Genomic DNA, 14,985 nt, shown 5'->3' on the forward strand with positions numbered 1-14,985 from the left:
GATGGGCGAAACAAACGCACTGACCCAGTAATGGTCACCGTTCTTGCAGCGGTTCTTCACCAGCCCCATCCACGAACGCCCACCTTTGAGCGCCTGCCACATCTGCGCGAAGGCCTGGGGCGGCATGTCCGGGTGACGGACCAGGTGGTGGGGCTGGCCCAGCAGCTCGTCATGGGTAAAGCCGCTGACCTGCATGAACACGTCGTTGGCGTAGGTGATGCGGCTGTCCAGGTCGGTGGTGGAAAGGATGTTGGCATCGCCGGGGTAATCCACTTCGCGACCGGTAACGGGCAAATTGCACTTCATCGGAGGCTCTCGTTGTTGTACGGGACAATCGGCAGGGCGCTCGAGATTAGTGGCAATTGGCAATCATTTTTTGATCTGGCTCAATCATTTGTAGGTCAGGGTGAAGCTCAGCGAGGCGTTGGCCACGCCAGCCGTGGGCGCGCGACTGCCCAACTGGATGTAGCGGGCAGAAAACGGCATATCGAAGTCGCCGTCGGTGAGTTGGACGATAGGCAACTCCTCGGAGAGCCGAATGGGGGTCTGGTCCCGCTGCAATACCTGAACGCCCACCCCGCTTGCGTCGGAGTCGGCATTCAGCCCGATGATCCCGCGCAGGGCATCCACCACCGGTGAGCCATTGCGCGGGTCCAGCCGCAGGTAGGCGGTCGGGAAGTTGCCTGGTACCGAGCCACCGACGCAATCAGCCAAGGAGATGACGAAGTCCCGGGCGTCGGTAAAGCTGCCCTGCCCCTTGAACTGCTCAACCTGCCAGGTGCCCAGCGGCACCCGAACCTGCTTCGAGGGCGAGCCCGGCAAACCGCACTGCGCAACGCTCAGCGTGCCGGCAGAAAACCCGAACTCCAGCACCCGTCCGCTACGACTGCTGGTGAACTAGGCCAAGACATGCCCTGCCAGCGGCTGCGGGCCCATGGCAGGCTCGATGGGGCCGGTCTTGATCAGCCGGTACCTGTACTTGAGCGACGTGAAGAAAGGTACCCGGATGGTTGTGCCCCACTCCACCGGCCTGACGATCTCGCGGTGCGGTACTCCCCAGCCCACATACCCCTGGCCAGGGATGAACTGCCAGTGGTCACTGGGCCCCGCAGAGCCCAGGCTCGCATCCACCACCAGTCCTACGCCGGGAATACGCGTGTGCAGAAGGACTTCCCCGGGGCGCACCCAAGAGGAGCCCTCTTCCTGGGCCAAGGGTGTGCTGACCTCAAAGGTGGTTTCGTCGGGGCAGTTGATTCTTTCCGGCGCGAAAGTCACCGACCGGTACATGGTAGTGGGTGATAGATGACAGCCCCCAGCGGAGCATCCCGCCCAACCACCAGATGGCCTGGATCGAGGGAGATGCGATGAAAGTATCCGGGCGGGAAATTGCAGGCCAACACCTGCAACGGCAGGCACAGGCCAGCCAGCACTACCAGTTTGCGCAAATACATGTTGCTACGCCTCCGAGGTAAGTAACCGGTTCAGACTCATTTGTAGGTCAGGGTGAACCCTACCGATGCATTGGCCACGCCACCGACGGGGGCATCCTTGCCAATCTGAATGTATCGAGCTGCCATGGGTATCTGGATGTCGCCGTTTTGCATACGGATCATCTGCACTTCTTCGGTCAACGGCATTGGCGACAGGTCAGCCTTTAGCACCTGCACACCGACACCGGTGGCGTCAGAATCACTATTGAGTCCGAGAATGCCGCGCTGGGCATCCAGCACGCTGGAGCCATTGCGTGGGTCCAGGCGCAAACTGGCAAAGTTCGGATTGATCGACAGCGTCCCCGCCTGGCAGTCCCGCAGCGGGATACTGAATGGACTGTGCTCGGTGACACTCCCTTCACTGCTGAACTGCTTGGTGTTCCAGGTACCCATAGGCACGCTGATCTGGGTGCCAGGGGCGCTCGGCAAACCGCACAGGGCGATATTGATCGAGCCGCCAGTAAACACCATCTCCAGCACTTTGCCAGCAGTGTGGTGATTGAACTCGGCCAGGGTATGACCCGCCAGGGATTGCGGCCCCATGCCAGGGTCGATGGGGCCGGTCTTGATGATGCGATACCTCAAGTGGGTCATTTTGATCAACGACGTGACTCTCTCGCCGGTCAGCGTCAGATGGTGGGGCACACCGAACCCCATAGCCCCGAGCCCAGGCACTACCGTCCACATTTCGGGAGCACCAGAAATCGCCAGGATATGGGCCGAGACCACGACACCGATGCCCGGTATCCGGGTTTGCAGGATGACCTCACCGGGTGGCACCAGGGATGAATTGAAGAGTTTCGGCATGGGTGAGTCCACATCGAAGCGCGTGCCGAGTGCGCAACGTATGTAGTTACTTGAAAAAGCCACCTGATCGGAACGCAATGGCCTGATCTCGCTGCCAATCGGCGCATCCCGCCCGACGAACAGATCGCCGGGGTTCACCTCCTGACGAAAGAAGAATCCAGCCGGAAAATCGCAGGCCAGTACCTGCAGGGGCAGACACAGCCCAACCGCCGCTATCGTCTTGCGTACTGCCATGGTTGCTCTACCTCGGTTCGGTGATGCGTGAAATTTGTCACTTGTAAGTCAGGGTGAATCCCACCGAGGCATTGGCCACACCACCCACGGGGGCATCCTTGCCGGTCTGGATATAGCGGGCGCCCATGGGGATCTGGATGTCGCCGTTCTGCATACGCACCATCTGCACCTCCTGAGTGAGCGGCATCGGTGTAAGGTCGGCCTTGAGCACTTGAACAGCCACCCCCTTGGCATCGGAGTCACTGTTCAGCCCAAGCAGGCCACGTTGAGCATCCAGCACGCTGGAACCGTTACGTGGGTCCAGGCGCAGATGGGCGAATTGCTGATTACCTGGCAAAGAGCCACCCTGGCAGGCCTGCAGCGGCACGATGAAAGCCTTTGCATCGGTGTAGCTGCCCTCGCCACTGAACTGGTTGGTACGCCATGCCCCCATGGGTACCGTGACCTGGGTGCCCGGGGCACCAGGCAGTCCACACATGGCCACGTTTATCGAGCCACTGGCGAGCACCATCTCCAGCACCTTGCCGCTGCCAGCGTGGTTGAACTCGGCCAGGGTATGCCCGGCCAGCGGCTGAGGCCCCATGTCAGGTTCAATCGGCCCAATCTTGATGATTCGATAGTACAGGCGCGTAGAAATGATGTTGGCATTGCGCGGGTCGGTCGGGGTACCGACAAAAGTCACCGAGTGAGGAACACCGAAGCCTTGATAACCCTGCGCAGGTACGAACGACCAGTGATCGAGGAAGCTGCCTCCGGTCATGTGTGCAGACACCACGATGCCAATGCCCGGAATGCGACTTTGCAAGATGACCTCGCCAGGTGGCACCAGGGGTGAATTGACAATTTTGGCCAGGGGCGTGCCAACGGTAAAAAATGAGCCGACAGGGCAACCGATATGCGTTGGATTGAACCGCGCGCTTTCAAAGGTCCAGGCCTTGATTACCGCACCCTCAGGTACATCCCGCCCCACATAGAGATCGCCGGGGTGTACCTCCTGGCGAAACAGGAAACCTGCCGGAAAATTACAGGCCCATGCATTGAGCGGTCCCCACAACAAGACTGCCAGCCCGCACCGAACCATCCGTTTGTAATAACTTCGCATCGTTTCTGCTTCCGATAAGTGTGCAAATTACCGTCACGTCCGACCAGAGCTCTGGACGTTCATCGCCACATCGCCGGCCCGACAGACACCACTCACCTGCCGATACCCAATCTCTGGCGTCTCTCCCGCCAGCGCCAGCAACACCTGGCACTGCTGATCCCCCATGCGCCCCCAGCGTACGGTCACCGCTCCCGCCTCGCCTTCGAACGCCAGCAACACCTGCCCCCCAGGCCCGACCACACCTACCGTTCGTTGCTGACCATCCACCACCTGTGCCCCGAACGGCGGCAAGCTGCCGTCCTCCAGGCGCAGGTTCAACAACACCTTCTCCACCCGCTGCGCGGCGAACTCGGCCTTGACCACCGCGCCCCGGCGCGGCACTACATTGGTCACGCCGTTTTCGATCTCGGTGCTGTGGTCCAACCCGCTGGTGTCGAGGCTCACACGGTTCTTGCGGTACGGCGTGAGGTAGGGAATCAGCGCGTAGCCGCTGCTGTCAGTACGCGTGCCCGGCGCGTTGGCCAGGCCCACGCCCGGCGTATCGGCCACATGCACCAGGCCCAGGGTTTCGCCCAGGGTCTGGCCCAGTGCGACCCCGCCACTGTGGGCCAGCAACGACCCCGAAGCACTGACGTTGACCTGCTGGTAACGCTCGCCGGCACTCACCCCCGCGCCCAGTTGGGCAAACGGCGCCAGGTAGTTGAGCGAGGCCGAGCCGCTGCCGCCGGAACGCTCGGCATGGCTGGCATCCACTGCGTAATTGAGGTGACCGGAACGCCCCCGATAACCGGCACGCTGGTCGTAGCTGCCGTCGTTGTTGCGGGTCAGCGCCAGGGTGCCGCTGCTGCCGCCACCCAGGGGAATCGACACGTTGAAGCTGATGAAACTGGACTGGCCGTAGGAGTCCACCAGGCTCTTGCTGGCGTACAGGCCGTAACTGACCCCGCGATGCACGGTGTTGACGCCCAGCTGCAACTGGCGTTCACGCCGCGAAGTGTTCCAGTAGTCCTGCTGGCTGAGGTTCAGGTACAGCGAGGTGCTGCCGAAGTTCTGGTTGATACTGGCCTGCACCCGGCTGCGTTTGGTCATGCGATTGAAGTCATCACCCTGGTGCTGCCATACCGCTTCGCTGAAATCGCGGTAGCCCTCGGTGGAATAGCGGTAGCCGGCGAAGCGCACCGAGGTGCCGGTGGCGAAGGCCTTGCCGTAGCGGATGCCATAGCTGCGGCCCTGATCGGTGCGCCCGTCTCGGCCCTCGGTGCGCGCCTGGGTCACATCCAGCGAAATGGCGCCGAGGCTGCCCAGGTTCTTGCCCAGGCCCAGTTGCGTGGCGCGGTAGAAGTCGTTGCCCAGCAGGCCGCCGGACAGGGTGTAGTCATAGGGCAGGCCGTAGGCCAGCGTGGCCTGGGCCAACCCCGGGCGATTGCCGTTTTCGTCGGCGGCGTTGTACTCGCCGAAGGTCAGGCCATAGCGCCAGGTGTTCTCGCGCAGCAGGTTGCCTAGCGTCGCGTAGGGCTGGGTGAAACGCCGCTCACGGCCGTCCGCTTCGGTGATGATCACTTCCAGGTCGCCGCTGCCGCTGGAGGCATTGAGGTCGTTGATCTCGAACGGCCCGGGCGGCACATAGGTGGTGTACAGCGAATAGCCGTTATGGCGCACCTCGACCCGCGCACGGGTTTCGGCCACGCCACGGATCACCGGCGCATAGCCCTGCATCGAGTCGGGCAACATGCCGATGTCGCTGGCCAGCTGCACGCCGCGAAACGGCAGGCTGTCGAACACGTCGCCAGCGGTGAAACTCTCGCCCAGGGTGAAGGTGCCGAGGCTGCCGGGCAGGTCGGTTTGCGCGTAGCTGGTCGAGCGCTGCCACTGGCGGCGGTTGTTCTGGTCCTGGGTGTAGCTGCCATTGGAGCGCAGGCGCCAACCGGCGAGGTTGAGGCCGCCGTTCAGGTACAGGCTGAACTGGTTGTGGTCGCCCTGCCCTGCCGTGTACCCCTGCGAGCCGGTGAACTGGTAGTTGAGCAAGCCTGCGTTGATGCCGGCGTCCCATTCTTCCGGTGCCACGTAGCCCGCTGCGTCACGGCGCAGGGCCACCTGCGGCACACTGATGTCCAGTGCCAGGTAGGCCGGGTCGAAAGTGACAAGGGCACCTTCGACCGCCTGCTGCAGGTCGACGCACTCCAGCGTGTCCAGCTCGCGCTGGTCGATGAACGCCGCCAGCTTCACGCCCATGGCCTCGAGCATCGCCGGGCTCAGGCAGGCGCGCACCTCGCCGTTGCCGGCATCGTCAAAGCGCAGTTCGCGGCGGTCGTAGAAGCTCTGGTTCAGGCGGATGGTCACCTGGTGCAGGCCTGGCGGAACCTGGGCGTTGTGGGCGATAGCCTCGAGGTCCAGGTTGGGGCCGGCCGAGCCGCCGCCAAAGGGCTGCATGAAGCTGCTGTCGAACATCGCCGCCTGGGCAACCGGCAAGCCGGCACCGAACACACAGGCAAGCAGGGTCGGGCCGCAGGCGCTGAGCCTGCGGCAGGAAGAATTGGGCATTACAGTTACTCGATCAGAGGGCAGGCGCCAGTCAGCGCGTAGCGGTAAGGCTGACCCGTTCGGGCTTGGTGTAGCCGCCGTAGTCGTTGATCACCGAAAACTCGACGCTGTTCGGCGTCCAGCCCAGGCGCGGGGCGATGGCGTACTGGCGGGTGGAGAACGGCGCCACCATCACCGGCTTGTCGATTTCGCTGTCGCGCCCGCCGTCGGCCACCTTGATATGGATGAACGACACATGGAACGGCGTTGGGTTGTGCACCTGCAGGCGTGGCTCGCCGGCCTCCTGGCGGATGGCCCATTCCAGCCGTGGCAGGGCTTCGAGCAGGCTGCCCTGCAAGCCCTTGGGGCGGTAGAACAGTTTGATGCGGGTGCGCAGGGCGATCTTCAGGGTGTTGCCGTCGTCGTTGCTGGCGGCTGGGATTTCCTGGGCGTTGAAATAGAACACCGACTCGCGGTCGGTCGGCAGGTTGTGCGCGGTCGGTACGATGCGCACCATCTGCTCCTTCATGGCATCCAGCCGAAACAGCGGCGGCGTGGCAATGAACGGAGCGCTGATGGCGTGGTCGTCTTCTTCGGTGTTGATCCAGGCCTGCACGGCGTAGGGTTTGTCGGTGCCATTGCCGGCGGTGATCGATGCATCGCGCTTGCTGGCATCGAAGATGATACGCGTACCGCTCAGGGTCACCCCGGCCTGCGCCGTGGGCAACAGCGCCAGCAACAGCGCGCCGGCCAGCCACCTGTGTGAATGCGTGCGGAACATCGCAGCCCCCTTTTTTACAAGGTGAGTTTCAAGGTGAGCCGCGCCCTGCACGGGGCGCGGCTGCAGCCCGGTTTACTGGATGTTCACGGTGAACTGCGCCTTGGCGTTGGCAGGGCCTGGGGTGGCCGCGCCGGTGGCGATGTAGTTGGCGGTGAAGCGCAGCGGCTGGCTGAGGTTGGCGTACTCGGCGGACGGCTCGGAAATCGGCAGTTCGGTACCGCTGAAATCGCGCAGCTGCACCGCCACGTTGCTGGCGGCACCGGCCACCGGCTCCAGCGCCAGCCATTGGCCGGCAGCACCGGCGGAGCCTGTGATCGGCAGGAAGGTTACAGTCGCGGCCTTGCCGGTGATGTCGCAACCCGGGTCGGTATCGTTGACCTGCAGGGTGAACGAGCCACCACCAGCTACATCGCCGGCCTTGGCCAGGCTGCTCACCGGCACTTCGTCGCCGAGCTTGACCACACCCTTGGCACCGCCGGTGCCATTGCCCACTTCGATGGCACAGGTGCTGTTGACGATGGTGCCTTCGAAGCTGATCTCACCGTCGGCGGCCTGTGCGAACTGGGCCGCGCCCACCAATGCCACTGCGGCCGCCAGGCCGCTCAAGGTTACCTTTTTCATGGATGCTCCCTTTATGATGCTGCGCACGTTGCGCCTTGATGATTCGTGCAACGGCAACCTTGAGTGGCTGCCGGGTACGAGGGCCATCATGCCGTGGCCAGCAAGGCGGTCCATGGCGAAACGGAGCAAGCACAAGGGAACGCTTTCCCAAGCGAACTGCGTAATTTCCTCAACGCTTGTAATACTGACAGCGCTGACAGCCAGCGGTCACCCTGGCGACCCGATTGGCGCGCTATAAGACACTGTCCCTTCCCCTTACCTGGCCACCGCCACATGACCCGACCCTTGCCCCGCAAAGCCCTGATCCTGCTGCTCGTCGTCGCCCTCGGCGCCAGCGCCTGGTGGCTGCTCCCGGCCAAGCAGAACGCGCACAAACCCGCTGCGGCCATTCCGGTGCGGGTGGTTGGCGTGGCCCAGCAGGATGTGCCGCGCTACCTGGGTGCCATCGGCACGGTGCTGTCGCAACACAGCGTCGAGGTGCGCCCGCAGGTCGAAGGCGTGCTGACCCAGGTGCTGGCCAAGGAAGGGCAATGGGTGAAACAGGGCGACCTGCTGGCCACCCTCGACGACCGGGCAATCCGCGCGCAACTGGACCAGGCCCGCGCGCAACTTGGCCAGACCCAGGCGCAACTGCAGGTGGCGCGGGTCAACCTCAAGCGCTACCAATTGCTGAGCAGCGATGACGGGGTGTCGAAGCAGACCCTCGACCAGCAGCAGGCCTTGGTGAACCAGTTGCAGGCCACCATCACCGGCAACCAGGCGGCCATCGACAACACCGCGGTACAACTGAGCTATACGCAGATCCGCTCACCGGTGAGCGGCCGGGTGGGCATCCGCAACGTCGACCCGGGCAACCTGGTGCGCACCAGCGACACTCAGGGCCTGTTCAGCGTGACCCAGATCGACCCGATCGCCGTGGAGTTCGCCCTGCCCCAGCAAAACCTGCCGACCCTGCACACACTGCTCGAAGCCGCCACGCCCGCCGAAGTGCAGGCGTTCATGGATGCCGACGGCGAGCGCAGCCTGCTGGGCAAGGGCCACCTGGCATTGATCGACAACCAGGTGTCGGCCAACACCGGCACGGTGCGGGTCAAGGCCGAGTTCGACAACAAGGATGGCCACCTGTGGCCCGGCCAGTTGGTGACCGTGCGCCTGCTCACCGCCGTGGACCAGAACGCCCTGGTGGTGCCACCGCCGGTGGTGCAGCGCAGCATCGACGGGCACTTCGTCTACCGCCTGGATGGCGACAAGGTCACCAGCGTGCCGGTGAAGGTGCTGTACCAGGACAGCGCGCTGAACGTGATTGCCGGGGTGAACGCCGGGGATTGCCTGGTGCTCGACGGGCAGTCGCGGCTCAAGCCGGGAAGCCGGGTAGAGGCCAGCAAAAACTGCACTGCCGCAGATGCTAGCGTGGAAGCGGGCTTGCCCCGCGATAGCGTCAGCGCAAACACCGCGGAGCCCAAGCCATGAACACCCGCAACGGCGTCTCGGCCTGGTGCATCGACCACCCCATCGCCACTTTGCTGCTGACCTTCGCCCTGGTGCTGCTGGGCGCCATCGCCTTCCCGCGGCTGCCGGTGGCACCGCTGCCCGAAGCGGATTTTCCGACCATCCAGGTCACCGCCCAACTGCCCGGCGCCAGCCCCGAGACCATGGCCTCGTCGGTGGCAACGCCGCTGGAGGTGCAGTTCAGCGCCATCCCCGGCATGACCCAGATGACCAGCAGCAGCGCCCTGGGCTCGACCAACCTGACCCTGCAGTTCACCCTCGACAAGAACATCGACACCGCCGCGCAGGAAGTGCAGGCGGCGATCAACACCGCCACCGCGCGCCTGCCCCAGGACCTGCCCAGCCCGCCCACCTGGCGCAAGGTCAACCCGGCCGACAGCCCGGTGCTGATCCTCACCGTAAGCTCGGCGCAGATGCCCGGCAACCAGCTCAGCGACTACGCCGAAACCTTGCTTGCGCGCCAGCTCAGCCAGATCGACGGGGTCGGCCTGATCAACATCACCGGCCAGTTGCGCCCGGCCATCCGCGTGCAGGCCCAGCCCGAGAAACTCGCTGCCATCGGCCTGACCCTGGCCGACATCCGCCAGGCCATCCAGCAAACCAGCCTGAACCTGGCCAAGGGCGCGCTGTACGGCGAGCACAGCGTGTCGACCATCGCTGCCAACGACCAGCTGTTCCACCCCGAGGACTACGCCCGGCTGATCGTCAGCTACCGCAACGGCGCGCCGGTGCACCTGAGCGATGTGGCCAAGGTGGTGGACGGCGCCGAGAACGCCTACGTCAAGGCCTGGTCCGGTGAGCAGCCGGGGCTCAACCTGGTGATCTTCCGCCAGCCGGGGGCCAACATCGTCGACACCGTCGACCGGGTGATGGCTGAGCTTCCGCGCTTGCAGGGCATGCTGCCGAGCGCCATCGAGGTGTCAGTGCTGCAGGACCGCACGCAAACCATCCGCGCCTCGCTGCACGAGGTGGAGCTGACCTTGATGATCGCCGTGGTGCTGGTGATCGGGGTGATGGCGCTGTTCCTGCGCCAATGGTCGGCAACCCTGGTGGTGTCCAGCGTGCTGGGGGTGTCGCTGATCGCCAGCTGCGCGCTGATGTACGTGCTGGGCTTCAGCCTGAACAACCTCACCCTGGTGGCCATCGTCATTTCCGTGGGCTTTGTGGTGGATGACGCCATCGTGGTGGTGGAGAACATCCACCGCCACCTCGAGGCCGGCGACGACAGCCGCACCGCCGCGCTGAAGGGCGCCGGCGAAATCGGCTTCACCGTGGTGTCGATCAGCTTCTCGCTGATCGCAGCATTCATTCCGCTATTGTTCATGGGCGGCGTGGTTGGCCGGCTGTTCAAGGAGTTCGCCCTGACCGCCACGGCGACCATCCTGATTTCCGTGGTGGTGTCGCTCACCCTGGCACCGACCCTGTGCGCGCTGTTCATGCGCAAGCCGCCCCATGAACAGCCCAACGGCCTGGGCCAGCGCCTGGTGCACTGGTACGAAAAGGGCCTGAACAAAGCGCTGGCGCACCAGCGCATCACCCTCGGCGTGTTCGGTGTCACCCTGGCCCTGGCGGTGGCGGGCTATGTCGGCATCCCCAAAGGCTTCTTCCCGCTGCAGGACACCGGGTTCATCCTCGGCACCAGCGAGGCGGCGGCGGATGTGTCGTACCCGGCAATGATCGAGAAGCACCAGGCGCTGGCGAAGATTATCGAGGCGGACCCTGCGGTGCGCGCGTTCTCCCATTCGGTGGGGGTCACTGGCAGCAACCAGACCATCGCCAACGGCCGCTTCTGGATCGCCCTCAAGCCCCGCGGCGAGCGCGACGTGTCGGCCAGCGAGTGGATCGACCGCATGCGCGCCAAGCTGGCCCAGGTACCGGGCATCGTGTTGTATCTGCGCGCCGGGCAGGACATCAACTTGAGCTCGGGCCCTTCGCGCACCCAGTACCAGTACGTGCTCAAGAGCAACGACGGCGTGGCGCTGAACCTGTGGACCCAGCGCCTGACCGACAAGCTGCGGCAAAACCCGGCATTGCGCGACCTGTCCAACGACCTGCAACTGGGCGCCAGCGTCACGCGCATCGACATCGACCGCCAGGCCGCGGCGCGCTTCGGCCTGACCACCACCGATGTCGACCAGGCGCTGTACGACGCCTTCGGCCAGCGGCAGATCAGCGAGTTCCAGACCGAGACCAACCAGTACAAGGTGATTCTCGAACTGGACGCGCGCCAACGCGGCAAGGCCGAGAGCCTGAACTACTTCTACCTGCGCTCGCCGCTGTCGGGGGAGATGGTGCCGCTGTCGGCCCTGGCGCATGTTGCCGCGCCCAGCACCGGGCCGTTGTCGATCAGCCATGACGGGTTGTTCCCGGCTGCCAACCTGTCGTTCAACCTGGCCCCTGGCGTGGCCCTGGGTGATGCGGTGCAAATACTCGAACGCACCCAGCGCGAGCTGGGCATGCCTGATTCGATCACCGGCAACTTCCAGGGCGCAGCCCAGGCGTTCCAGAGTTCGCTGGCCAGCCAGCCGTGGCTGATCCTGGCCGCGCTGGTGGCGGTGTACATCATCCTCGGCGTGCTCTACGAGAGCTTCGTGCACCCGCTGACCATCATCTCCACCCTGCCCTCTGCAGGCCTGGGCGCGCTGATACTGCTGTGGGCCATGGGCCAGGACTTCACCATCATGGGGCTGATCGGCGTGGTGCTACTGATCGGCATCGTCAAGAAGAACGGCATCCTGCTGATCGACTTCGCCCTGGAAGCCCAGCGCCACCACGGCATGACCCCGGAGCAGGCGATTCACCAGGCGTGCCTGGTGCGTTTTCGCCCGATCATCATGACCACCCTGGCCGCGCTGCTCGGCGCGGTGCCGCTGATGTTCGGCTTCGGCGCCGGCGCCGAGCTGCGCCAGCCGCTGGGCATCGCGGTGGTCGGTGGCTTGCTGGTCAGCCAGGCGCTGACGCTGTTCACCACCCCGGTCATATACTTGGCCCTGGAGCGCCTGTTCCACCGCCGCCGGGCCATTACCGCCCCCGCGCCGACCGCCAGTTGAGGCAAGACCATGCGTGTGCTGATCATCGAAGACGAAGAAAAAACCGCCGACTACCTGCATCGCGGCCTCAGTGAACAGGGTTTCACCGTGGACCTGGCGCGGGACGGCATCGACGGCCTGCACCTGGCGCTGGAAGGCGACTACGCGGTGATCGTGCTCGACGTGATGCTGCCGGGGCTGGACGGCTACGGCGTGCTACGCGCGCTGCGGGCGCGCAAGCAAACCCCGGTGATCATGCTCACCGCCCGCGAGCGGGTCGAGGACCGCATCCACGGCCTGCGCGAAGGCGCCGACGACTACCTGGGCAAGCCGTTCTCGTTCCTCGAGCTGGTCGCCCGCCTGCAGGCCCTGACCCGGCGCAGTACCAGCCACGAGCCGTTGCAAATTCAGGTAGCGGATTTGTGGATCGACCTGATGGCGCGCAAGGCCACCCGCGCGGGCCAGCGCCTTGAGCTGACCGCCAAGGAGTTCTCGCTGCTCAGCGTGCTGGCCCGCCGGCAGGGCGAGATACTGTCCAAGACGGCTATTGCCGAGCTGGTCTGGGACATCAACTTCGACAGCGACGCCAATGTGGTGGAGGTGGCCATCAAGCGCCTGCGCGCCAAGCTCGACGGGCCGTTCGACAACAAGCTGCTGCACACCATCCGGGGGATGGGCTATGTCCTGGAAAACCGCGCCTGACGCCAATTCTCCTGTAGGAGATCCCCCAGCCCTTCGGGCTGCGCTGTCGCGCAGAGAACAGGTCTCGCAGATGCGCCACGCCCCCCTATGGGAAGCAGCCTCGCCGGGGCGCCGTCCGGTCGAGATGGGCTGCGCAGCAGCCCCGGCAATTTTGCATGAGGCCGAGGCCTTGGGGCCGCTTCGCGCCCCATCGCGACACGAGGCCGCTTCCCACAGAGACCGCGTTAAATCAATGAGTTGTAGTTTGTTCTATGAGAGCCGGCAAGCCGGCTCCTACAGGGGATGGGCCTTCCCATGAAACCGGGCAACTCCATCGCCCTGCGCCTGTCGCTGCTGTTCACCCTGGTTGCCCTGGCGGTATTCGTGCTGATCGGCAGCGCCCTGTACCGCCAGGTCGACCGCAGCCTCGACTTGCTGCCCCAGGCCGAACTGGACGCGCGCTTCAGCGTGCTGGAGTCGGCGCTGAACCGCTACGGTACCGCCGAGCACTGGGCCAAGATCCACAACAAACTCAACCTGCTGGCCGAAGAAGACCGGCGCATCCGCTTCTGGGCGGTGGGCAGCGACCCGGCCTTCGAGTACGGCCACCCCAGCGAGCGGGTGCGCGCCTTCGCCGAAGGCCCGCCGGGCATGCGCGACCTGCGCCTGCCCGAACACCCCTACCCGTACAAGGTGCTGGTCAGCGAACTTCCGGCCCTGGGCGAGCGCCCGGCGCTGCGCTTTCTGATCGGCATCGACACCGAGACCTTCTGGCAGGCCCAGCACAGCCTGCTGGTGGCCATCGTCGGCCTGGCAGCGTTGGGCGTGCTGCTGGCCTCGCTGCTGGGCTACTGGGTGGCACGCGTCGGCCTCAAGCCATTGCAGGCGCTGTCGGACGAAGCCCAGCAACTGGCGCCGCCGCGCCTGGACGGGCGCCTGCAAACCCAGCACCTGCCGCCGGAGCTGGCGCAGTTCGCCGGGGCCTTCAACGCGGCGCTGGAGCGGGTCAGCCAGGCCTATTCGCAACTGGAAGCCTTCAACGCCGACGTGGCCCACGAACTGCGCTCGCCACTGACCAACCTGATCGGCCAGACCCAAGTAGCCCTGACCCGCGGGCGCAGCGCCGAACACTACTTCGAGGTGCTGCAATCGAACCTCGAGGAGCTCGAGCGCCTGCGCAGCATCATCAACGACATGCTGTTCCTGGCCAGCGCCGACCAGGGCAGCAAGGCCACCGCGCTGAGCGTCGCCTCGCTGGCCGGTGAAGTAGCCACCACCCTGGACTACCTCGATTACATCCTCGAGGACGCCCAGGTGCAGGTGCAGGTCAGCGGCGACGCCGAGGCGCTGATCGAAAAGGCGCAACTGCGCCGGGCCCTGATCAACCTGCTGAACAACGCCGTGCAGCACAGCGCACCGCAGGCGCTGATCCAGGTGCGCATCGAAACCCACGGCCGGCAGGTGAGCATCGCCGTGACCAACCCGGGGCCGGGCATTGCCGAGGAGCACCTGGCCTTGCTGTTCGAGCGCTTCTACCGGGTGGATGCCGCCCGCGCCAACAGCGGCGGCAACAACCACGGGCTGGGGCTGGCCATCGTCAAGGCCATCGCCTTGATGCACGGCGGCAGCGTTTTCGTGCGCAGCGAGGGCGGCGCCAATACCTTCGGCATCAGCCTGCCGAGCGTCAACTACGCGGGGTTGCGGTAAAAATCAGGGCATTTTCGCTGGGATAATTACTTTTTGCGCAACAGTGCTTATCCAAACAGCCTCTGTTTCCCGGCGGTTTACAGGGCTAACTTACGCCCTGTCTCCATTAGCACTTGCCCCGCAAGAAGGTTGCATCAAATGTCCAACAGTATGGGTGTTGCCAGCGTATTCGTCCTGTCGTCCCTGTTGTTGTCGCCCTTGGCCCTAGCTGAAGAATCGCCGGCCTTCGTCGCCCGTAACGCCGAACTTTCCGCGGTTCACCAAGCGGCTAGCGAAGCCTTTGCCGCACAACACGCCGATGCTGGCAAAGACGCACAGCAGACCGCTTCCAAGGTTCAAGCCGACGGCAATGCCGATAGCTGATCGGCTGTTGCCCGGTTTCAAGTTTTCCCTTGGCTACGCCATGGGCACTGCCCGTGTTGATATGTTAGCCTTTTAAAGCCGCTGCCGATCAGCGGCTTTTTTTATGTGTCGAAACTATCAGCCCGGCTGCTGCGTCTCTAA

Annotated in this window: 11 protein-coding genes and 1 pseudogene; 5 read left to right on the forward strand and 7 right to left on the reverse strand. The window is 64.5% G+C overall.

Translation table 11 applies throughout. From position 1 onward, the window contains the following. Positions 1-24 precede the first annotated feature (24 nt). The 7 genes and pseudogenes from KSS94_RS27665 to KSS94_RS22660 form a co-directional block, all read right to left on the reverse strand. Positions 25-306: pseudogene (locus KSS94_RS27665) on the reverse strand (PAS domain-containing protein); the annotation flags it as partial. Between the two features lie 84 nt (positions 307-390). Next, positions 391-873 carry a fimbrial protein gene (locus KSS94_RS22635; protein WP_217840275.1) on the reverse strand — a complete coding sequence of 161 codons (483 nt, stop codon included), beginning with the start codon at positions 871-873 and terminating at the stop codon, positions 391-393. 614 nt (positions 874-1,487) lie between these two features. Next, positions 1,488-2,531 (reverse strand): fimbrial protein, encoded by a 1,044-nt coding sequence (locus tag KSS94_RS22640; protein WP_217840276.1) that lies wholly within the window; start codon positions 2,529-2,531, stop codon positions 1,488-1,490. A 37-nt stretch (positions 2,532-2,568) separates the two neighbouring features. Continuing rightward, positions 2,569-3,633: a fimbrial protein gene (locus KSS94_RS22645; RefSeq protein WP_217840277.1), complete on the reverse strand. Its 1,065-nt coding sequence runs from the start codon at positions 3,631-3,633 to the stop codon at positions 2,569-2,571. Positions 3,634-3,666: 33 nt separating this feature from the next. Then, complete coding sequence (locus tag KSS94_RS22650; protein ID WP_217840278.1) at positions 3,667-6,174, reverse strand: fimbria/pilus outer membrane usher protein; 2,508 nt, start codon at positions 6,172-6,174, stop codon at positions 3,667-3,669. Positions 6,175-6,205: 31 nt separating this feature from the next. After that, the gene (locus KSS94_RS22655; protein ID WP_217840279.1) at positions 6,206-6,934 is read right to left on the reverse strand and encodes a fimbrial biogenesis chaperone; all 729 of its coding nucleotides are present in this window, start codon (positions 6,932-6,934) and stop codon (positions 6,206-6,208) included. Between the two features lie 72 nt (positions 6,935-7,006). Beyond that, positions 7,007-7,555 (reverse strand): fimbrial protein, encoded by a 549-nt coding sequence (locus KSS94_RS22660; protein ID WP_217840280.1) that lies wholly within the window; start codon positions 7,553-7,555, stop codon positions 7,007-7,009. A 273-nt stretch (positions 7,556-7,828) separates the two neighbouring features. On the opposite strand from KSS94_RS22660, the gene KSS94_RS22665 reads away from it, so the two are divergent. The 5 genes from KSS94_RS22665 (at position 7,829) to KSS94_RS22685 (ending at position 14,844) form a co-directional block, all read left to right on the forward strand. Then, the gene (locus KSS94_RS22665) at positions 7,829-9,025 is read left to right on the forward strand and encodes an efflux RND transporter periplasmic adaptor subunit (protein WP_217840281.1); all 1,197 of its coding nucleotides are present in this window, start codon (positions 7,829-7,831) and stop codon (positions 9,023-9,025) included. After that, entirely contained in the window at positions 9,022-12,114 is a 3,093-nt protein-coding gene (locus tag KSS94_RS22670) for a multidrug efflux RND transporter permease subunit (RefSeq protein WP_217840282.1), read from the forward strand. Before KSS94_RS22665 ends, KSS94_RS22670 begins: the two co-directional genes overlap by 4 nt. Before the next feature lie 9 nt (positions 12,115-12,123). Continuing rightward, positions 12,124-12,795, forward strand: a complete 672-nt coding sequence (locus KSS94_RS22675) for a heavy metal response regulator transcription factor (RefSeq protein WP_217840283.1) — start codon at positions 12,124-12,126, stop codon at positions 12,793-12,795. Between the two features lie 294 nt (positions 12,796-13,089). Then, complete coding sequence (locus KSS94_RS22680; protein WP_225935813.1) at positions 13,090-14,481, forward strand: heavy metal sensor histidine kinase; 1,392 nt, start codon at positions 13,090-13,092, stop codon at positions 14,479-14,481. 138 nt (positions 14,482-14,619) lie between these two features. Continuing rightward, positions 14,620-14,844: a hypothetical protein gene (locus KSS94_RS22685; protein ID WP_217840285.1), complete on the forward strand. Its 225-nt coding sequence runs from the start codon at positions 14,620-14,622 to the stop codon at positions 14,842-14,844. Positions 14,845-14,985 lie beyond the last annotated feature (141 nt).

The sequence above is a fragment of the Pseudomonas fakonensis genome, assembly GCF_019139895.1.
Taxonomy (GTDB): domain Bacteria; phylum Pseudomonadota; class Gammaproteobacteria; order Pseudomonadales; family Pseudomonadaceae; genus Aquipseudomonas; species Aquipseudomonas fakonensis.